The sequence below is a fragment of the Agromyces flavus genome (assembly GCF_900104685.1).
Taxonomy (GTDB): Bacteria; Actinomycetota; Actinomycetes; order Actinomycetales; family Microbacteriaceae; genus Agromyces; species Agromyces flavus.
This window is the reverse complement of record NZ_LT629755.1, coordinates 305,895-319,676: the sequence shown is the minus strand read 5'-3', so window position 1 is coordinate 319,676 and position 13,782 is coordinate 305,895. Positions and strand designations below refer to the sequence as shown.

Annotated in this window: 14 protein-coding genes and 1 riboswitch; of the genes, 6 read left to right on the top strand and 8 right to left on the bottom strand. The window is 71.8% G+C overall.

The genetic code is table 11. From position 1 onward, the window contains the following. The first annotated feature begins 91 nt into the window (after nucleotides 1–91). Both BLT99_RS01570 and BLT99_RS01565 read left to right on the top strand, forming a co-directional pair. Complete coding sequence (locus BLT99_RS01570; RefSeq protein ID WP_092675418.1) at nucleotides 92–292, top strand: helix-turn-helix transcriptional regulator; 201 nt, start codon at nucleotides 92–94, stop codon at nucleotides 290–292. Then, nucleotides 289–1,491 carry a type II toxin-antitoxin system HipA family toxin gene (locus BLT99_RS01565; RefSeq protein ID WP_092668712.1) on the top strand — a complete coding sequence of 401 codons (1,203 nt, stop codon included), beginning with the start codon at nucleotides 289–291 and terminating at the stop codon, nucleotides 1,489–1,491. Before BLT99_RS01570 ends, BLT99_RS01565 begins: the two co-directional genes overlap by 4 nt. Before the next feature lie 50 nt (nucleotides 1,492–1,541). Here the strand turns inward: BLT99_RS01565 and BLT99_RS01560 are convergent, their stop codons facing one another. The 5 genes from BLT99_RS01560 to glyA form a co-directional block, all read right to left on the bottom strand. Then, complete coding sequence (locus BLT99_RS01560; protein ID WP_092668711.1) at nucleotides 1,542–1,937, bottom strand: hypothetical protein; 396 nt, start codon at nucleotides 1,935–1,937, stop codon at nucleotides 1,542–1,544. Between the two features lie 150 nt (nucleotides 1,938–2,087). Further along, nucleotides 2,088–2,726: a response regulator transcription factor gene (locus tag BLT99_RS01555; protein WP_092668710.1), complete on the bottom strand. Its 639-nt coding sequence runs from the start codon at nucleotides 2,724–2,726 to the stop codon at nucleotides 2,088–2,090. Beyond that, on the bottom strand, nucleotides 2,723–3,817 hold the full coding sequence (locus BLT99_RS01550; protein WP_092668709.1) for a sensor histidine kinase: 1,095 nt from the start codon (nucleotides 3,815–3,817) through the stop codon (nucleotides 2,723–2,725). Before BLT99_RS01550 ends, BLT99_RS01555 begins: the two co-directional genes overlap by 4 nt. 73 nt (nucleotides 3,818–3,890) lie before the next feature. Beyond that, entirely contained in the window at nucleotides 3,891–4,778 is an 888-nt protein-coding gene (locus BLT99_RS01545) for a bifunctional methylenetetrahydrofolate dehydrogenase/methenyltetrahydrofolate cyclohydrolase (RefSeq protein ID WP_092668708.1), read from the bottom strand. A gap of 163 nt (nucleotides 4,779–4,941) precedes the next feature. Continuing rightward, the gene (gene glyA / locus BLT99_RS01540) at nucleotides 4,942–6,261 is read right to left on the bottom strand and encodes a serine hydroxymethyltransferase (RefSeq protein ID WP_268238599.1); all 1,320 of its coding nucleotides are present in this window, start codon (nucleotides 6,259–6,261) and stop codon (nucleotides 4,942–4,944) included. A 72-nt stretch (nucleotides 6,262–6,333) separates the two neighbouring features. Further along, nucleotides 6,334–6,416, bottom strand: a riboswitch (ZMP/ZTP riboswitch). Nucleotides 6,417–6,667: 251 nt separating this feature from the next. Between glyA and BLT99_RS01535 the strand changes: the two genes are divergently transcribed. Next, entirely contained in the window at nucleotides 6,668–7,522 is an 855-nt protein-coding gene (locus BLT99_RS01535; protein ID WP_092668706.1) for an endonuclease domain-containing protein, read from the top strand. 159 nt (nucleotides 7,523–7,681) lie between these two features. Next, complete coding sequence (locus tag BLT99_RS01530; RefSeq protein ID WP_092675415.1) at nucleotides 7,682–8,833, top strand: N-acetylglucosamine-6-phosphate deacetylase; 1,152 nt, start codon at nucleotides 7,682–7,684, stop codon at nucleotides 8,831–8,833. Between the two features lie 222 nt (nucleotides 8,834–9,055). Here BLT99_RS01530 and BLT99_RS01525 read toward each other — a convergent pair whose 3' ends face one another. Then, on the bottom strand, nucleotides 9,056–10,369 hold the full coding sequence (locus BLT99_RS01525; RefSeq protein WP_092675413.1) for an MFS transporter: 1,314 nt from the start codon (nucleotides 10,367–10,369) through the stop codon (nucleotides 9,056–9,058). Between the two features lie 157 nt (nucleotides 10,370–10,526). On the opposite strand from BLT99_RS01525, the gene purU reads away from it, so the two are divergent. After that, nucleotides 10,527–11,405, top strand: coding sequence for a formyltetrahydrofolate deformylase (gene purU / locus BLT99_RS01520; RefSeq protein ID WP_092668705.1), 879 nt, complete (start codon nucleotides 10,527–10,529; stop codon nucleotides 11,403–11,405). A 26-nt stretch (nucleotides 11,406–11,431) separates the two neighbouring features. Here the strand turns inward: purU and BLT99_RS01515 are convergent, their stop codons facing one another. Further along, complete coding sequence (locus BLT99_RS01515; protein WP_092668704.1) at nucleotides 11,432–11,797, bottom strand: YrdB family protein; 366 nt, start codon at nucleotides 11,795–11,797, stop codon at nucleotides 11,432–11,434. A gap of 60 nt (nucleotides 11,798–11,857) precedes the next feature. Further along, a complete protein-coding gene (locus BLT99_RS01510) occupies nucleotides 11,858–13,087 on the bottom strand; it encodes a hypothetical protein (protein ID WP_188434417.1) in 1,230 nt (409 codons plus the stop codon). Nucleotides 13,088–13,185: 98 nt separating this feature from the next. Between BLT99_RS01510 and BLT99_RS01505 the strand changes: the two genes are divergently transcribed. Beyond that, entirely contained in the window at nucleotides 13,186–13,779 is a 594-nt protein-coding gene (locus tag BLT99_RS01505) for a TetR/AcrR family transcriptional regulator (RefSeq protein ID WP_092668702.1), read from the top strand. The last annotated feature ends 3 nt before the right edge of the window (nucleotides 13,780–13,782 follow it).

Here is a 13,782-nt window from a genome sequence, read left to right as displayed (position 1 = left end):
TGCCGGATTATCGACCCAGGCCGATACACTCTCGATGCAAACCCGACGTTCGGCAGGATCCTGCCGAATCGTTTGAGAGGAGGTGTCGGCGGTGGCCGTCCCCATCGACATCGGTCGGGCCATCCGCGCGGCCCGGCAGGCGCACGGGCTGACGCAGGAGCAGCTCGCCGAGCTGGCAGGCACGTCGACCCGCACCGTGCGTGAGATCGAGAAGGGCAGCGGAGGCACGAGCCTCGACACCGTCGTCGCCGTCGCGGCCGCGGTGGGACTCGAGATCGGGATCGTCTCGTGACGGTCGACCTCGAGGACCTCAGGCATATCCGCCGCGCTGATGTCCGGAAGCGCGGTCGGCTGACCGCTCGCCTCGAGCGCCGCGACGACGGGGCGATCGAGTTCCGCTACCTCGACGACTACCTGGCTCGGGCGGACGCCGAGCCCGTGGCGTTCACGCTTCCGCTGACCGACGCCCCGCTCGTGACCCCGTCGGGATCGCTGCCCGCGTTCTTCGCCGGCCTCCTCCCCGAGGGCCACCGGCTCACCGTGCTGCGTCGCGCGGTCAAGACGAGCGCGAGCGACGAGCTGAGCCTGCTTCTCGCAGTGGGCGAGGACGTGCCGGGCGATGTGCAGGTGGTCCCCGAGGGCCAGGCCCCCGCAGACCGAGAGACGCTGATCGGCGCGAACTCGCCGGAGGCGCTCGACTTCGAGTCGCTCATCGACGCGGTCGACCGCCACGCGATCCCCGGTGTGCAACGCAAGGCCAGCGCCTCCATGATCAGCACGCCGCTCGCCACGCGTTCCGGGCGATACATCCTGAAGCTGAGTCCCGACGAGTACCCGGACTTGGTCGAGAACGAGGCCGCCCACCTTCTCGCCGCGGCGCGGATGAAGGTCCCGGTCTCGCGCGCCGCCGTGGTGACCGACCGCACCGGGACGACCGGGCTGCTGGTGCAGCGGTTCGATCGCGTCGCGTCCGACGGCGGATTCCTCCGCCTCGCCCTCGAGGACGCGACACAAGTGCTCGGGCAGCCGCCCGCTGCGAAGTATGCGCTCGACGCCGAGCGGGTGATTCGGGCACTCGCCGAGGTCTGCCGCGCGCCCGCCGTCGCGACGCGCAACCTGTACCTGCAGTTCCTGTTCGCCTGGCTGACGGGCAACGGCGACCTCCATGCCAAGAACGTCGCGGTGCTGCGATCGGATGTCGCGACCCGCGCCTGGGCGATCGCGCCCGTCTACGACATCCCGTGCACGCTCGTCTATGGCGACGACTCGATGGCGCTGCCGATCGCCGGCCGCACGAGGAAGCTGCGCCTGCGGCACTGGCGCGAGCTCGCTGCGGCGGTCGGGCTGCCCGAGCGCGCAGCCGCCTCGGCGGAACGCGTGGCCGTGGCTGCGGCCTCCACCGTCGACCTCGCATCACTCCCGTTCAGCGGGTCGCCACTCAACCGTGCCGAGCGCGAGCTCAGGTTCCGACGAGCGGAACTCGAGGGCTGAGTGGCCACGACGGCGGCGGACCGCATCGCCGTCGACGACCAGCACGCCGATCACCACCCGTACTCGCGCCGACGGCGCAGCATCGCGATGAGCATGGCGGGCACCATGAGCACGTGGCCCGCGGTCATGAAGGCCATCGGAGAAATCAGTCCCGCCCAGGTGAACGGCAGGAAGACCAGGAACGACAGGTACATCGCCGCGGACATCTCCGCGATCGCAGGCAGACCGTGGCCGCGGATCCGCATCCACAGCGCCATGCCGATCGACATGTTCGTGGCCATCACGAGCGCCTGAGCGGTGAGGTCGGCGTGCAGTCCGGGCCACAGCCACGACCAGAGAGGCCCGAGCAGGACCATCCCCAGCACCATGGCGATGACCATCTCGAGCGCGTGCAGTGCGAATCGGGCCAACGACGGTCGGTGCCCGGTCGCCGCTTCGTGGTTCATGTCGACTCCTCGGAGGATCACGGTCAGGAACGCAGGAATCCTCCGTCGAGCGCACGAGCGGCGTCAGGTGCCGAACGTCATGGTGTGGGTCACGTTGAGGGCATGACCCGTTGTCGGGCCGATCCGGCGGTGCGGCGGCGCCGCGCCCCGTCAGACGATGCCGAGGTCCCGGGCTCGGATCGCCGCCTGCGTGCGGTCTCGCACCTGGAGCTTCGAGATCACGCTCGTCACGAGGTTCTTGACCGTGCCCTCGGCCAAGAACAGCGCGCCCGCGATCTCGCGGTTGCTGCGCCCGTCGGCGAGCAGGCGCACGACCTCCACCTCCCGGTCTGACAGCGGATGGTCCGGCGGCGGCGCCTCCTGCGGCATGCCGGCCACCCGCGCGATGACCTTCGCCGCCACCGACGGCTGCAGCACTGACTCCCCGCGGGCCGCCGCCTCCAGCGCGTCGACGAGGCGCGCCGAGGTGACGTCCTTCAGCAGGTACCCGACGGCGCCCGCCCGGAGCGCCGCGAAGACGTCCTCGTCGTCGTCGAACGTCGTCAGTGCGAGGACCCGCACGTCGGGTTGCTCGGCGCGGAGCCGTGCGGTCGCCGCGATGCCGTCGAGCACGGGCATCCGCAGGTCCATGAGCACGACGTCGGGGCGCAGCTCGCCGCTGCGCCGAACCGCCTCGTCGCCGTTCCCCGCCTCGCCCACGACCTCGATACCGGACTGCACCTCGAGCAGCGTCCGGAGCGCCTCGCGGAAGAGCGCCTGGTCGTCGGCGAGGAGCACGCGGATCGTCACGCCGGCACCTCCACGGCGAGGGTGGACCCGGTCGCGCCGTCGGAGTCCAGCGTCAGCCGACCGCCGAGGTTCGCCATCCGCTCGCGCAGTCCGGTGAGGCCGAACCCGTCGCCCGGCGTCTCGGGAACGCCGCGGCCGTCGTCGTGCACCTCGAGCCGGATGCGGTCCTCGGCGCGGAAGTCGAGGACGACGCTGGTGCGGCTCGCGTGCGCGTGCTTCCGGACGTTCGTGAGGCCCTCCTGAGCCGCACGGAAGAGCGACTCGTCGACCTCCGCCCGGACCGGGCGGACTTCGCCGCGGATCTCGAGCTCCGCGGGCGCGCCGGCCGCGGTCGCCTCCGAGACGAGCGTGCGCAGGGCGTCCTCGAGCCTCGGCCGCTCGTCCCGCAACGCCGCCACCGACCGCCGCACCTCGGCGAGCGCCTGCCCCGACTGCTCCTGCGCGGCGGCGAGCATCGCGTCGATCCGCTCCCGTTCCGCCGTGCCGAGGACGGCGCGAGCCGCCTCGAGCTGCATCTGCACCACGGTCAGGTGGTGTCCGACGCCGTCATGGATGTCGCGAGCCAACCGGTTGCGCTCGCGGATCGCGGCGAGCTGCTCGGCTTGGGCGGTATAGCCGCGCAGTTGCTCGTTCGCGTCGGCGAGCGCGGCCCGCGCGGTCTGCTCGCGCACGAGCAGCTCGGTCACGATGAGCGTGAACACCGTGACCGCGAGCGTGCCGAGGCCTTCGCGGATGCCGTCCTGCCAGTCCATGCCGAGATGGACCAACGGGATGACGGCGGCGACGACCGCCGCCGCGGGCAGCGGCAGGAGCAGCACGCTCTGCACCACCAGCACGACGAGGAGGAGGCTCGCTCCGACGGCCGCGCCCGAGAGGGAGTAGATCCAGAAGCCGAGGGCCAGTTGCACCAGGGCGAATGCCGCCCGCCACCAGATCGATCGCGCCCGCACGAACGGGAAGCCGAAGATCGCGAGCAGCACGAACGCCAGGCCCACGAGCAGGGTCGGCACCGGCTGCTGCTCGAAGCTCGACGACCCGAGCGGCAACGTCGCGTACGCGATGACGGTGAGGATTGCCAGCGCCCACTGCACCGTTCAACTGTGGTCGACACGGACTCGCGGGGTCAACCGCGCGGTGGTCGCGACGAGACGGCCGAGGGCCGCGTCAGCGCCCGTGCAGCTTGAACTCCGCGGCCTTCACGACGTTCGCGAGCAGCATGGCCCGCGTCATCGGGCCGACACCGCCGGGGTTCGGCGAGAGGTGGCCCGCGACCTCGGCGACCGCCGGGTCGACGTCACCCGTGAGCTTGCCCTTGCCCGTCTCCTCGTCGGCGACGCGCGTGATGCCCACGTCGAGCACCGCGGCGCCCGGCTTGATCCACTCGGGCTTCACCATGTGCGGCACGCCGACGGCCGCGACGACGATGTCGGCACGACGGACCTCGGCGGCGAGGTCCTCGGTACGCGAGTGCGTGAGCGTGACCGTGGCATCCAGCCCCTTGCGGGTGAAGAGCAACCCGAGGGGGCGGCCGACCGTGAGGCCTCGACCGATCACGGTGACATGCTGCCCGCGGATGGGCACGTCGTACCGGCGCAGCATCTCGACGATGCCCGCCGGCGTGCACGGGAGCGGCGAGTGCAGCTCGCCCTCGATGCCGAGCACGAGCCGGCCGAGGTTCGTCGGGTGCAGGCCGTCGGCGTCCTTGTCGGGGTCGATGAGCTCGAGCATGGCGTTCTCGTCGTGCCCCGCTGGCAGCGGCAGCTGCACGATGTAGCCGGTCACCTCGCGGGCCGAGTTGAGGTCGCGGATCGCCGCGCGCACGTCGGCGGTCGAGGCCGACCGGGGCAGGTCGACGCGGATCGACTCGATGCCGACCTCGGCGCAGTCGCGGTGCTTGCCGGCGACGTACGACCGCGACGCCGGGTCGTCGCCGACGAGCAGCGTGCCGAGGCCGGGCACGACGCCGTGGGCGCGCAGCTCGGTGATGCGCGTCGTGAGCTCGGACTTGACGGCCGACGCCGTCGCGACGCCGTCGAGGGTGATCGCGGTCATTCTGGGTACCTCTTCCGAGCTGGTCGGCGGAACGGAACGAAGGAGATCTCGGCCGACACGCCGATGAGCGGATGCCGCGACCGGCGGTGTCGCCGGCGACCTCCTCCGACGTGTCTGGCCCGGCTCGGGGGCGAGCGAGCGCTCACCCCCGAGCCGCGAGCGACTACTGCTGGAGGCCGGGGTAGAGCGGGAAGGCCGCGGTCAGCGCCTCGACGCGCGAGCGCAGCGCCGCGACATCCGGGTTCGCCTGCAGCGCGAGCGCGATGATGTCGGCCACCTCGGCGAACTCGGCGTCGCCGAACCCGCGGGTCGCCAGCGCCGGCGTGCCGATGCGCAGACCCGACGTGACCATCGGCGGACGCGGGTCGAACGGCACCGCGTTGCGGTTCACCGTGATGCCGACCTCGTGCAGGCGGTCCTCGGCCTGCTGGCCGTCGAGCTCGGACGTGCGGAGGTCGGCGAGCACGAGGTGCACGTCGGTGCCCCCCGTGAGCACGTCGACGCCGGCCGCGCGCGAGTCGTCGGCGACGAGGCGCTCGGCGAGGATCTTCGCACCGCGCACCGTGCGCTCCTGGCGGTCCTTGAACTCGGCCGACGCCGCGATCTTGAACGCCGTCGCCTTCGCGGCGATGACGTGCATGAGCGGTCCGCCCTGCTGGCCGGGGAACACGTTCGAGTTCAGCTTCTTCGCGAGCTCCATGTCGCGCGAGAGGATGAAGCCCGAGCGCGGACCGCCGATCGTCTTGTGCACCGTCGAGCTGACGACATCCGCGTGGGGCACCGGGTTGGGGTGCAGCCCCGCGGCGACGAGGCCCGCGAAGTGCGCCATGTCGACCCACAGCTTGGCGCCCACCTCGTCGGCGATCTCGCGGAACGCGGCGAAGTCGAGCTGGCGCGGGTAGGCCGACCAGCCGGCGATGATGACCTGCGGCTTGTGCTCGCGGGCCTTGTCGCGCACGACGTCCATGTCGACGACGAACGACTCGGGGTCGACGCCGTACGCGACCGCGTGGTAGAGCTTGCCCGAGAAGTTCAGCTTCATTCCGTGCGTGAGGTGGCCGCCGTGCGCGAGCTCGAGGCCGAGGATGGTGTCGCCCGGCGTGGCGATGGCGCTCAGCACCGCGGCGTTGGCGGTCGCGCCCGAGTGCGGCTGCACGTTGGCGTACTCGGCGCCGAACAGCGACTTCGCGCGCTGGATCGCGAGGTTCTCGGCGACGTCGACGAACTCGCAGCCGCCGTAGTAGCGGCGACCCGGGTAGCCCTCGGCGTACTTGTTGGTGAGCACCGAGCCCTGCGACTGCAGCACCGAGACGGGCACGAAGTTCTCGCTCGCGATCATCTCGAGCGTGGTGCGCTGGCGGTTCAGCTCCTGCTCGAGGACCTCGGCGATCTCGGGGTCGACCTCGGCGAGAGGCTGGTTGAAGACGGATGCGGCGCCCGCGACGGCGTCGGCGGGGGCGTCGGTGGTGAGGGACTCGGCCAAGACTGGCTCCTTCGAAGATGACATGCGGACCTGCGGTTCAGCGCCTCGTGCGACTCGCGCCACGAGGCCTCGCGTACCGGCCCAGGCGTGCGGTCGGTCCGTTGCCAGTCGCTCCCCGATGGTCACCCATCTCAACGCCAGTCGCGACCCGGCAAGCATAGCAACGGATGTCGCTGGCGGCCGCCCCCGTGACGCGCGGCCGCCTTCGCGCACGCGCGGTTTCAGGAACACGGAGGCTCATCAGGAGCGATCGGCAGATTCGGTCCTGATGAGCCTCCGTGTTCCTGAAACGAGGAATCGGTCTTCCCGTTCGGACTCGGCCTCCACAACGCGATCGCCGCGCAGGCGGTTCCCGGATGTCGCGACCGCCGGCGAGCATTCATCGGCGGCACGGCACCATCCGCATGTGGACCTCGTCGACTGGCTCAGCAGCAATGGCGGTATCGCGCACGTCGACGATCTCGTCCGCGCCGGCTTCACGCGTCACCGGATCCGCAACGCCGTTGCGGCCTCCCTGGTGCGACGAATCCGTCGTTCGTGGGTGTGCACATCGGCTGCGCCGCCGCTGCTGAAGAGAGCCGCGTCGGTCAGCGGCCGTCTCGCGTGTGTGACGGCCGCGAAGCATCACGGGCTGTGGACGCTCGACGATGACGACGACGAGCAGGTGCCGGATAGGACCCACCTCTCGGTGGCGCCGAACGCGTCGCGATTCGACGCCGGCGACGCCACTGTCCACTGGAACGCCGGGCTGGTCGAGACCAGTCGCCACGAGCTGGTCGAGCCGGTCTTGAACGCGCTCGTGCAGATCGCGGATTGCCGACCGTTCGATCACGCCGTCGCCACCTGGGAGTCGGCGATCAGAAAGGGTGCGATCCAGCGCGACTTCCTGGGCCGCCTCCCGCTCCGGACGGAGGCGTCTCGCCGAGTCCTCCTCGCGAGTTCCGAGCTGTCCGACTCGGGCATCGAGTCGCTGCCGCTCGCGCGTCTCAGACGGATCGGCATCGAACCGCGGCAGCAGGCCCGGCTCCTCGGTCACCGCGTCGACGGCCTCATCGGCGACCGACTCGTGTACCAGGTCGACGGGTACGAGTTCCACCGCTCGAGTGAACAGCGCAACACCGACATCGCGCATGACCGGGCGCTGACGCTCGCCGGATTCACAGTGTTCCGGTTCGACTACACGGACGTCATCTTCGGGTGGGCGGCGATCGAGCAACAGATCCGGGAGGCGCTCGCGATCGGGCTGCATCGGGCCGCCTGAACAGGGATCTGCGTGCGGCGGAGTGGCACGGGCGAACGATTTCAGGAAGACGGAAGCTGCTCAGGAACCTCGGCGCGGATCCTTCCTGAGCAGCTTCCGTCTTCCTGAAACCGTTCGGAGCGGCTGCAGCGGGCGGGATAACGTGGGCGCGTGAGCGCGCTGCCCGTGACCGTGATCCACTCCGCCCGCCTGGTGTCCGGCGGCGACACGGCGCTCGACGCGTGGGTGCGGTTCGAGGGCGACCGCGTGGCCGCTCGAGGCGTCGGCGACGCGTGGCGCGACGGGATCCCCGCCGGTGCCGAGGTGACGGATGCCGCGGGCCGCTGGCTCACGCCCGGCTTCGTCGACCTGCACTGCCACGGCGGCGGCGGCGCGTCGGCCGACGACGGCGAGGACGCCATCGCGACCGTGCTCGCCACGCACCGCGCGCACGGCACGACGCGCACGGTCCTCTCGCTCGTGACCGCGACGATCGCCGAGCTCGAACAGAGGCTGGGCGAGATCGCCCGCGTCGCGGCATCCGACCCGCTCGTGCTCGGCTCCCACCTCGAGGGGCCGTTCCTCGACCACGACTTCCGCGGCGCGCACGACCCTGCGCAGCTGCGCTCGCCTGACGCCGAGACCGTCGACCGGCTGTTGACGGCGTCGGATGGCACGCTCCGCCAGATCACGATCGCCCCCGAGCACGACGGGGCCGACGACGCCGTCGCGCGCTTCACCGAGGCGCGCGTCGCGGTCGCCCTCGGACACACGGGCGCCGACTTCGACACGGCGCTGCGGGCGTTCGAATCGGGGGCGTCGATCCTCACGCATGCGTTCAACGGCATGCGCGGCATCCATCACCGCGCGCCCGGGCCGGTCGTCGCGGCGATGCGCGCCGACCACGTCACGCTCGAGGTCATCGGCGACGGCGTCCACGTGCACCCCGACGTCGTGCGGCTCGCGTTCGCCGGTGCGCCCGGCCGGGTCGCGCTCGTGACCGACGCCATGGCGGCCACCGGCGCGGCCGACGGACGCTACGGGCTCGGGTCGCTCGACGTCGACGTGCGCGACGGCGTCGCTCGCCTCGTCGAGGGCGGCGCGATCGCCGGGTCCACGCTGACGCAGGATGTCGCGCTGCACCGCGCGGTCGTCGAGTCCGGCCTCACGATCGAGGAGGCCGTCGCCTCCGCGACCTCGACTCCCGCCGCCGCCATCGGCCGTGCGCACGATCTCGGCCGGCTCGAACCCGGGTTCGCGGCCGACGCCGTGCTGCTCGACGACGACCTGGCGGTCGAGGGCGTCTGGGGCGCCGGCCGGCGCCTCGCCTGAGCGGCTCGACCTAGACCGGGCGCGACACGACGCGACCCGAGCGTCACGCGTGGGGCGGGACCGCGGCGTGCTCCCCATCGCCCTCGGCCCCGACCCGCGTGCGGTCCGCATCCCCCGATCGGACCTCCGCGTCCACCCCCGGACGTCGGTTGCAGGACCATCGTGCCGTGCGGAACCCGTGGATTGGCTGTGACTCCGTCGAGCGACGGAAACGGGTACGAGCTACGCGCTCGACGTGCGCACCGAGCCGGTGGCTGCGGCGACGCGCACCCGCGACATCCGGAGCGTCGAGGACGCCACGATCACGGCCGCGAGCACGGCCAGCACGACGAAGGCGAGCGGGATGGATCCCACGCCGAACGAGCCGAAGAGCAGCCCGCCGATGAGCGCACCGCCGCCGATGCCGATGTTGAACCCCGTCGTGTAGAGCGCGCTCGCGGCGTCGCGTCGCTCGGGCGCGGCGGCCTGCAGGAGGCGGGTCTGGAGCAGGGGCGGCACCGCACCGAACGCGAAGCCCCACACGAGGTACGCGAAGACGGCCGGCCACAGCGCGGGCACCGATGTCAGCACGACGAGGGATGCCGCGATCACCGCCAGGGCGAGGACGAGCGTGCGGATGCCGTTCCGAGCGAACCGCGTGCCCGCCACCGCGAGGCCGGCCGCGCCCGCGATCCCGGAGGCGAACAGCAGCGGCGCGACGGCCGACGCCGGCGCCCCGACCACGTCGGTGAGGATCGGCGCGATGTAGGTGAGCGCCGCGTACTGCCCGGTCATCACGATCGCGGTCACCACGCACACGACGAGCACGGCGGTCGTGCCGGCGGGGCGAGCGGATGCCGCGTGCGCGCGAGCGGCGGACGAGGCGGCCGGCTCGTCCGGCACCACGGCACCCTCGCGCACCGTCGAGGTCGCGCCATCCGCCGGCAGCACGGCCCGCATCAGGAGCGCCCCGGCGAACGTCAGCCCCGCGACCACCGCGAATGCGGGGCGCCAGCCGAGCGCCTGGCCGAGCGCGGTCGCGAGCGGCACGCCCGCGATGAGGGCGATCGTGCCGCCGCCCAGCACGATCGAGATGGCCCGGCCGAGCTGGCCCTCGGCCACGACGCGAGCGGGGTAGGCGCCGACGAGCGCCCAGAACACGCCGTGCGCGATGCCGCCGACGACGCGCACGCCGATGAGCATCCAGTACTCGGGCACGACGGCACTCAGCAGGGTGGATGCCGCGAGCAGGACGAGCACCGCGGTGAGCAGGGTGCGCCGCGACATCCGCCGGGTGATCGCGGTGAGCGGCGTCGAGGTCACGACGACCGTGAACGCGAAGACCGAGACGAGCAGGCCCACGAGCGGCTCGCCGACCCCGAGGTCGGCGCTCATCTCGGGAAGCAGGCCGGTCGGCAGCATCTCGATCGTGATGGAGAGGAAGACGGCGGAGGCGAGGACGAGGAGCACACGCCACGGCAGGGCGGTGCCCTGGGCCTTCGCGGGGTCGGAGGTGGTGGTGCGCGCGCCGGCGCGCGCGAGTTCGGAGGTCGACATGGAGTCCATCCCGACGGCGTTCCCCGCTCGCGGCCGTGCCGGCGGCGGGTCGACTACGCGCTCACGTGCGCGCCCGGGGCCGACGGTGACCGCACGACCGTGACCAGTCTATCCGGTGTCGGCTGAGTGTCCGCCGGAGGGCCGGTACGCTGTGCGGATGACCACGGACGCCGAGCCGCACAGCCCGCACCTGAATCACTGGGTCGTCACGCTGAGCTGCACCGACGGACCGGGCATCGTGCACGCGGTGAGCGGCGCCATCGTCGCGGCGCGCGGCAACATCACCGAGAGCCAGCAGTTCGCGAGCCTCGACACCGGGCGGTTCTTCATGCGCGTGCAGGTGGAGTCCCCCGCCGGCCGCGACGAGTTCGAGGCCGAGCTGGCCCCGGTCATCGAGCGCTGGGGCATGGACCTGCACCTCGACGAGGTCGGCCGTCCGCTCCGCACGCTCGTGCTCGCCTCGACCGCCGGGCATTGCGTCAACGACCTGCTCTTCCGCCAGCGGGCGGGCCAGCTCGCGGTCGACATCCCGCTCGTGCTCTCGAACCACGGCACGCTGCGCGACCTCGTCGACTTCTACGGCGTGCCCTTCGAGTCCGAACCGGTGACCTCGGCCGAGACGAAGGCCGCGTTCGAGCGCCGGATCCTCGAGGTGGTCGACGAGCACGACATCGAACTGGTGGTGCTCGCGCGGTACATGCAGATCCTCTCCCCCGAGCTGTGCGACGTGCTCGCCGGACGGTGCATCAACATCCACCACTCCTTCCTGCCGGGATTCAAGGGCGCGAACCCCTACCGGCAGGCGCACGCGCGCGGCGTGAAGCTCATCGGCGCGACCGCGCACTTCGTGACGAGCGACCTCGACGAGGGCCCGATCATCGAGCAGAACGTCGTGCGCGTCGACCACTCGCGCTCGGTCGGCGAGCTCGTCGCCATCGGCCAGGACGAGGAGAGCCGGACCCTCTCGCAGGCGGTGAAGTGGTTCGCGGAACGCCGCGTGCTGCTCGACGGGCAGCGCACCGTCATCTTCCGGTGACGCGCATCACCCTGCGCTGAGCCGGCTCAGGCGCCGAGTTCGCGCCGCCCGTTGATGATCCCGCTCACGGCGGCCACGACGGCGAACACGACGGCGATCACGGGCTGGCCCATGAGCCACCACGCGATGGCCGCGGCCGAGAACACCGCGATCTCGACGAGCGCCTTGGCGAACGTGTCGACGTGGAAGACCGCCTTGGGCGAGCGGAAGAGCCCCCACAGCAGGATCGCGAGCGCCGGCAGGCCGATGCCGAGCAGGATTCCGGGCCACGGCAGCTCGAACTCGGTGAACCCGAAGATGCCGAGCGTCACGATCGCGAAGATCTCGAGCAGGAATCGCAGCAGGTCGTTGAACCCGACCTTCGGCTCGGGGGCGGGGGTGGCGTCGTTCACGGACGTCCAGCCTACCCGCGCCCCGATGGCCGAATGCCGAGCGGATGCCGCGACCTCGCGCTACGCGACGGGCGTCGCCTCCCGGTCGGCCGGCTCGGCCTGCTTCGCTGCGGGCTCGCGCAGCGCGTCGTCGGCGTGCGCCGCCTCGTCGTCGGACTCGGCTCCGCCTGCGGTCCGGAAGTGCCCGACGAGCGCGAGCAGGATGCCGCCGAGCGTCCATGCGGCGAGCACGAGCCACGGGAACATCGTGTCGGCATCCGGGAAGTAGGACAGGTCGCGAAGCAGGGTTCCCGCGGCCCCGGGCGGGAACCACTGGCCGACCGCACCCCACGGCACGGGCAGGAATTCGACCGGGATCGCCGCCGCGGAGATCGGGTTGGCCACCAGCATGAACGTGATCACGCCGACGGCGATGCCCGCTCGACCCATCAGCGCCACGAAGCCGATGATGGGTGCGGCGATCGCCGCCAGGGCGAGCGCGATCGCGGCGCTGTTCAGCCAGAAGTCGCCCTGCAACGCACCGAACCAGCCCTGCAGGATGCCGGTGAGCACGAGTCCGGCGGCAGCGGCGTACACGAGCACCGCCACGATGCGCCGGATGGCGCCGATGATGGTGAGCGAGATGGCGATGCCGCCGAGCATGCCGCCCAGCACGATCGGGAACATGGCGGCGGTCAGGCCCGTGCCGCGCGGGTCGGTGTCGGCGAGCGGCACCACGTCGGTGACGGTCACGGTGACGGACGGCAGCTCGGGCACGCTCGGGGCCGCCGGCGGAGTGGCGGGCGGCTGGCCGGCCGCCTGGGCGAGTGCCGCCTGGACGGCAGTGCGGACCGCCTCCTCGAGGACCGACTGCAGCTGCGTCGGGAGCTGCTCGCGCATCTGGTCGGCGATGCCCTGCTGGAGCTCGGCCGCCATGCCGCGCAGCATCTGGGCGACGGCGGGGCTCGCGGCCGAGGCGACCAGCACCTCGGGCGCATCGGTCGGCCCGTCGCCGAAAATGATCGCGCCGTAGACCTCGCGCTGCTCGATCGCCGCCACCGCGGCGTCGCGATCGTCGACGCGCTCGAGGGCGACCGCACCCTCGGCCTGGTCGGCGACGCGGGACTCGACCTGCTCGACGCTCGTGTCGGGGCCGGCGACCGCGACCGGCAGGTCTTTGGGCTCGGCGGTGACCGACGGCCACGCGAAGGCGAGCACGATGAGGCCGACCACCAGCGAGAGCGCGGCGCCGATGCCGATCGCGCGACCGAACGATGTCCTCCCGAGCGGTGCGGCGGTGCGGGACTCCATGACGACTCCTCTTTCAAAACGAATGTTCGTTCTTTATAGTGGACCCGCGACCTAAGATCGTCAAGAGCACGAGTCCGATCGCTCGCAGGAGGTGTCCGATGCCGAAGGTGACCGAGGCGTATCGCGAGGCGAGACGCTCCGAGATCGCGGATGCCGCACTCCGCTGCTTCGCCGCCAAGGGCTTCCGCGGCACCTCGATGGCCGACATCATCGCCGCGTCAGGGCTGTCCGCCGGCGCGATCTACGGTCACTACTCAAGCAAGGAGGAGCTGTTCTTCGCGGCCGCCCACCAGATCCTCTCCGCCCGATCGCTGGAACTCGACCAGCTCCGCGCCGACCACGGCCCGCTCGCTCCGGGCGAGGTCATGGCGGCGCTGATCGACGGCATGCATCGGGAGGCCTTCACGCCCAACCTGTTCCTCCAGGTCTGGGCCGAAGCCGCGATCGATCCGTCGCTGCAGGAGGTGGTGCACCGATTCCTCGCGCCCGTGCGACAGCTCCTCATCGGCCTCGTCACCGAGTGGGCCGCGGCGAATCCCGATGCGGCCCGTCCCGACGCCGACGCGTACGCGCGCCGCGTGGTTCCCGTGCTCATGGGCCTGGCCCCGGGATTCATGGTGCAGCGCGCCATCCTCGCCGACTTCGACGCCGAGGCCTACCTCGACACGGTCCGGCGGCTCGTCCCGAGCTGACCG

What these genes read in the sequence shown, in the direction of transcription:
- BLT99_RS01560 (WP_092668711.1), bottom strand. Translation starts at nt 1,937, where the DNA reads ATGAACCACGAAGCGGCGACCGGGCACCGACCGTCGTTGGCCCGATTC.
- BLT99_RS01545 (WP_092668708.1), bottom strand. Translation starts at nt 4,778, where the DNA reads ATGACCGCGATCACCCTCGACGGCGTCGCGACGGCGTCGGCCGTCAAG.
- BLT99_RS01525 (WP_092675413.1), bottom strand. Translation starts at nt 10,369, where the DNA reads ATGTCGACCTCCGAACTCGCGCGCGCCGGCGCGCGCACCACCACCTCC.
- purU (WP_092668705.1), top strand. Translation starts at nt 10,527, where the DNA reads ATGACCACGGACGCCGAGCCGCACAGCCCGCACCTGAATCACTGGGTC.
- BLT99_RS01510 (WP_188434417.1), bottom strand. Translation starts at nt 13,087, where the DNA reads ATGGAGTCCCGCACCGCCGCACCGCTCGGGAGGACATCGTTCGGTCGC.
- BLT99_RS01505 (WP_092668702.1), top strand. Translation starts at nt 13,186, where the DNA reads ATGCCGAAGGTGACCGAGGCGTATCGCGAGGCGAGACGCTCCGAGATC.